1 protein-coding gene is annotated in these 1087 nt (G+C 71.4%); it reads left to right on the plus strand.

The features are described 5' to 3' along the window. Positions 1 to 82: 82 nt before the first annotated feature. A complete protein-coding gene (locus AB0M20_RS45290; protein WP_364307838.1) occupies positions 83 to 997 on the plus strand; it encodes a hypothetical protein in 915 nt (304 codons plus the stop codon). Positions 998 to 1087: the final 90 nt, after the last annotated feature.

A 1087-nucleotide genomic window follows, 5' to 3' on the forward strand; every position in this document is an offset into this window, starting at 1 on the left:
CCTGGGCGCTGCTGGCCGAACTCGACGACATGCTCGGCCGGCGCACCTTCCGGCCGTTCACCATCTAGAAGGGAGCACCACCATGGGAAGCGGACGCTGGTCCACCGACGTGTACGACGCCGCCGCGAACTACCGCGCGGCCACCGGAGCGAGCGCCTTCGCCTACAGCGACGGCGGCGCCCGCAAGGCGCACCCGGCCCTCGACCCCAAGGGCGTCACCCACCGGGAGAGCCGCGACAGCGACGAACACCCGGCGAGCACGCCGATCGCGGTGCTCTTCGACGTCACCGGCTCGATGGGCGGCGTGCCGCGGGTGCTGCAGACCAAGCTGCCGCAGCTGCTCGGCCTGCTGACGCGCAAGGGCTACGCGACCGATCCGCACATCATGTTCGGCGCGGTCGGCGACGCCACCTGCGACCGGGTGCCGCTGCAGGTCGGCCAGTTCGAGTCGGACAACCGGATGGACGACGACCTGGCCCGGATCGTGCTGGAGGGCGGCGGTGGCGGCCAGAAGCGCGAGTCCTACGAGCTGGCGATGTACTTCATGGCCCGGCACACGTCGCTGGACGCGATGCGCAACCGCGGCCGCCGCGGCTACCTGTTCCTGATCGGCGACGAGATGCCCTACCAGCGGGTGAAGCCCAAGGAGGTGCGCGCGATCATCGGCGACGAGCTGAGCGAGCCGATCAGCACCGAGGCGATGCTCGCCGAGTTGCAGCGCAGCTTCGACGTCTACTACCTGCTGCCCACCGCGGCCGGCTGGGGTGGCGACGCCGAGGTGCTCGGCACCTGGCGCAAGCTGCTCGGGCAGAACGTGATCCAGCTCGACGACCTGGACGCGGTGTGCGAGACGATCGCGCTCACCGTCGGGCTCGGCGAGGAGGCGATCGATCTGGACTCCGGCCTGGCCGACCTCGTCTCGTACGGGTCGGCGGCGACGGCGACGGTGGGCCGGGCGCTCGCTCCCTTCAGGAAGACCGGGAACGTCCGGCTGTGACCGAGCACGTCGCGGTCGTCGACCTCGGATACGGCGACGCGGGCAAGGGGACGGTGGTGGACGCCCTGTGCGCCACCACCGGCCGGCGGG

The sequence above is a fragment of the Actinoplanes sp. NPDC051633 genome (assembly GCF_040681735.1).
GTDB lineage: Bacteria > Actinomycetota > Actinomycetes > Mycobacteriales > Micromonosporaceae > Actinoplanes.

Excerpts from the sequence above, each read along its gene's own strand:
- AB0M20_RS45290 (WP_364307838.1), top strand. The coding sequence starts at position 83 with ATGGGAAGCGGACGCTGGTCCACCGACGTGTACGACGCCGCCGCGAAC.